This window comes from Geobacillus zalihae NBRC 101842 (genome assembly GCF_001544135.1).
GTDB classification, from domain to species: Bacteria; Bacillota; Bacilli; order Bacillales; family Anoxybacillaceae; genus Geobacillus; species Geobacillus zalihae.
In genome coordinates this window covers 1-4,133 of the sequence record NZ_BCPV01000113.1, presented here as the reverse complement: position 1 = coordinate 4,133, position 4,133 = coordinate 1, and the positions used below count along the sequence as shown (strand labels likewise).

At 50.4% G+C, this 4,133-nt stretch carries 4 protein-coding genes; 3 read left to right on the top strand and 1 reads right to left on the bottom strand.

Annotated features, from left to right (window positions below):
- The first annotated feature begins 89 nt into the window (after nucleotides 1-89).
- Nucleotides 90-1,403 carry a processed acidic surface protein gene (locus GZ1_RS17450; RefSeq protein ID WP_060788995.1) on the top strand — a complete coding sequence of 438 codons (1,314 nt, stop codon included), beginning with the start codon at nucleotides 90-92 and terminating at the stop codon, nucleotides 1,401-1,403.
- Nucleotides 1,404-1,997: a class D sortase, LPxTATN-specific gene (gene srtD, locus GZ1_RS17445; protein ID WP_060788994.1), complete on the top strand. Its 594-nt coding sequence runs from the start codon at nucleotides 1,404-1,406 to the stop codon at nucleotides 1,995-1,997.
- A gap of 45 nt (nucleotides 1,998-2,042) precedes the next feature.
- On the opposite strand, the gene GZ1_RS17440 is transcribed toward srtD, so the two are convergent.
- On the bottom strand, nucleotides 2,043-3,200 hold the full coding sequence (locus GZ1_RS17440) for a CapA family protein (protein ID WP_060788993.1): 1,158 nt from the start codon (nucleotides 3,198-3,200) through the stop codon (nucleotides 2,043-2,045).
- Nucleotides 3,201-3,435: 235 nt separating this feature from the next.
- On the opposite strand from GZ1_RS17440, the gene GZ1_RS17435 reads away from it, so the two are divergent.
- The gene (locus tag GZ1_RS17435) at nucleotides 3,436-3,888 is read left to right on the top strand and encodes a hypothetical protein (RefSeq protein ID WP_020754266.1); all 453 of its coding nucleotides are present in this window, start codon (nucleotides 3,436-3,438) and stop codon (nucleotides 3,886-3,888) included.
- Nucleotides 3,889-4,133: the final 245 nt, after the last annotated feature.

Genomic DNA, 4,133 nt, shown 5'->3' with positions numbered 1-4,133 from the left:
TATAAAAAATTCCATATATTTCACTATTTTCAACCTTTTCATGTCCCTATATACTGAATTCGTATATACAAACAAACGGAGGTCACGACATGAAAAACATCGTTCCTTTTGCTTTGGCCGCATCCATCACCACTATATGGCCAGCTTCAGCGTTCGCCATTGAACGCAACGATCCAGCTTTAGAGCAGTATTTAAATGAAGCAGGGATCACAGTCGAAGAGCTGGAAAATTATTTGGACTATGAAGGCTATTCGCTCGATGAGTTTGACAGCGTGGACGAATTGCGCCGTGAGTTCGGCGAGCCGCTCACGGAAGAAAATTTAGCTCAGTTGCTCGCCAAACACGGATTGACCGAACAACAGCTTCGACAAATGCTCATCGACAATGGAGAAATGGAAGAGTCACAGGCCATTACTGATGTGTTTTTATTTTACAATGATCTGGAAGAATATATCGAACTGTTTAAAGATTACTCCGTTCCGATCACGGATGAAACGTTGGCCGCCTTTCTAAACGAACGCGGAATGACAAAGGAAGAGCTCATCGCCCTTCTTGATCGGCATGGCGAATCGTTGGCCGATTACCACTCGATCGGCGAGCTGAAAGATATCGTCGATTATTATCGAAATTTGACGCCGTTGACCGAAGAAACATTAAACAAATTTTTACAAGAAATTGGCATGACGAAAACGCAATTGGAAAAACTGCTGTCTAAAAACGGCGATTCGCTTGACAATTATGCGACGGTCGAGGAACTGTCGGAGGCCGTCATCGACTACTTGCTTCCGGATTTAGACGAGCTTGGTTTGACGGACGCAGAGTTGGAAAAGCTCTATCACCATTTTGAATCGCTTAATATGGAAGATCCACAATTCGCCGAGAAAATGGAAGAAATCGGTCAACGGCTTGAGGCGATCGGTGCGTACGATTTTACAAGCGTTACGGAGTTATCGCCAACGCAAATCGCTGAGATCGCCAATGTATGGACCGACCTGCTTTCCACATTTCAGCTGGAAGCGAAGTTTTATTTGTCAAACGGTGGCGAGAAAAAGCTGCTCAGCCTGTCGACGCTGCTGACAATGGAATCAGCGAACGGCTACGATTTGCTTGTTGAAATTTACAGCACCGAAGGCGAGCTGCTGGCTGATTTTGTCGTGACCGAAGAGATGTTTGCCTCCGACATATTCGATGAAATCGGCGAAGACTTGCAACAGAGCGGCCAGGCAGCGAAAATCGAAAAAGTGGTGAAACCGGCGCCGCCGAAACCGCTGAAGCGGACCGAAGCCGGAGCGAAACTGCCGAAGACGGCATCCCCGTATGCCGCTTATATGCTTTTTGGTTTGACCTTCATCGGTGCCGGCGCATTCCTTGTCCGCTTCCGCCAAGGAGTTGAGACGAAATAAATGAACCGGAAACGGCTCGTGCGCTTTTTTGGAGCAAGCTTGATCGCAGCTGGAATCGCCGTAGCCGCCGTTAGCGGCTTGAAGTGGAAAAACGGCCTCGAGGCGGTCAAACCGCTGTCTGTTGAAATAGAGAGACAAACAGGCGATGCGCCGATGCAAATCCAAAGTTCACTCTACCCAAAACAGCCCAAAATCGGCGAACAAATCGGCGAACTCATCATCCCGAAGCTCAACATGAGCCTAGCGATTTACCACGGTACAGATGAAGACGAGTTGGAAAAAGGGGTCGGCCATTACGCCGGCAGTGTCCTGCCAGGAGAGGCGGACAACTGCGTGCTTTCTGGCCATCGCGACACGGTCTTCCGCCGTCTTGGCGAAGTCGGCCAAGGCGATCTCTTGATCGTCCGTACGTCCGCCGGCACATTCACCTATAAAGTGCGCAAAGTGCGCATCGTCGACGCCGACGACCGGACGGTCATCGTTCCAAAGCCGAAAGCGACACTCACCGTTTCCACGTGCTATCCGTTCCGCTACGTCGGCCCTGCTCCGCAGCGGTACGTGCTCGTCGCCAACTTAATCAATGATCGCTCTTAACCTTGCAAAAAGCGAAAGGATGGCCGAAAGAAGGGCCATCCTTTTTTACTTCACTTCGTACGCGGTCCAAGTCGGCTTTTTGATTTTCGCCGACAGCGAGACAATTTTCCGTTTCACTCGGGCTGCTTCCCCTCCCGCTAACGGCATCGGCTGGTAGTTGTTCCTTGTCGTCACCGATGAAATGCGAAACGGGATGACGCGGATTTCTTTTTTGGCCGTCCGCTTGCCGTTTTGAAAAGAAAACACCTGCTGGAAAACAAACGTATCTTTGTCGCTCGGGTTTTTGTTTCCGCCAAACATAAAATTCCCTAAACTGTAGACAATAAATTTGCCTTTGTACTCCTCGATCCCTTGCACGACGTGCGGGTGATGGCCGACGACCAAATCGGCGCCGCTGTCAATCGCAAAGCGGCCGAGCGCCTTTTGCGTGCTGTTTGGCACATAGCTTCGTTCCACTCCCCAGTGGAAATGGACTAGAATGATGTCGGCTCCTTGTTTCCGAAGCGTGCGAATATCGTTGGCGATTTGCTTGCGCAACGTGCGGGTATTGCTCCAACCTTCATAGCCGAGCGCCCCGACTTGAATGCCTTTGACCGTTTTCATGAGCCGAAGCGTACGGCCGAAATAACCGATCTTTTCTTTTTTTAGACTGGCGATCGTATCGTTATATCCTTTTTGCAAGTAATCGTATGTATGATTATTGGCCAGATTCACCGCCTCAATGCCGCCATAAGTTAAGATTTTCGCATAACTCGGGTGGCCGCGGAAACGAAATGTCTTGCTTGCCTTGCGCGTCGAGGTCGTCAGCGTCGTTTCCAAATTGACGGTCGTAAAATCGTCCTTTTTGAAGATCGGCTCAATGTATTTCGTAAAATAGCGCAAGCCGTGCTTCTTTGCTTCTTCATCAAACGAATACGCATAGCCATAATTTTCATCGCGCCCGAGCGTCACATCGCCCGCCGCGCTGATGGTGATGCGCACTTCGTTCGGGTTCGGCGCCGCTTGTTTGGCAGAGGCTGACGCTATCACCATCTTATCGATCGGACTCGGCAGCGGCGGATGCTCGATGGTTTGCCCCGCCGGTTCATTTGGCGCCGCCAGCACTTCCTCGGCGCCGCGATCAGCTGCGTTGCCGCAGGAAAATAAAAAGATCGACGCCATACACAGAAGCGCCGCGTTTTTCCCCTTCGTCCATCCGTTCATGCTCCCTCTCCCATCCATCTATTTTCTTCAAACTGCCAAAACTTCTGCTAATGACGTATTCAACACACCCCCTCTTTATCCCTTTTCTTTCCCTCAATTTAGGAATGATGGCCTAGCCAAGCCATGATATAATGAGCTTGCAGGCGTTTCCCCTCTATTTCCACATCTCGGACTCCTCACGTTTCATGATTGAAACGCCCCAAGCAAAATCCCCTCTCGATAGGGAGGTTTCTTCATGGAAGGGCTGTTGCGGCAGTTAACCACACTTGTTCAAGGGCTTGTCGATGACATGTCCGTCCTGAAGCAAGACATGCAAACGGTGAAGCAAAAATTGGGCCAACTTGAACAACGAATGGACAAACTGGAACAACGGATGGACAAGCAGGAAGAAGAGTTGCGCTGGCTGAAAGAGCAGATGAAAGAAAACACGGACATGATCAAAGCGATCCGCGACAATCAACTCGAGCAGCACAGCATTCAAGACGGCATGCGCCATGAAATCGCCAGCCTCCGCGGAGAAATGGCCGGCATTCGCGAGCAGATGGCCACAAAAGACGATCTTTCCCGCCTTCGCGAGCAAATGGCGACAAAAGAAGACATCTCCCTCATTCATCAGCGGCTTGATTATCAACTTGGCCGCATCGCGAAAGTGGAGGAGGAGATGTATTTGCTGAAGAAAGTAGATTGACACTCCACACGCTTAAAGGCATGGGATTCTTGGATCGTTTGCGTCCTCATCCATTTCTGGTTCGGACAACGCCCAAGTTTAGGGGGGTGTCATCACCCCGTCCCATCGGGTTAGGATGTACCCCATGGGCGGCGCACCTGTGACCAGTGCGCCTGCTAGTACGACATAGACTCCTGCAGCAAACGTGATTCCTTGCATAAGAGAGAAGACAAGAAAATTGACACCGCCGCTTAACTCCTTCTCGG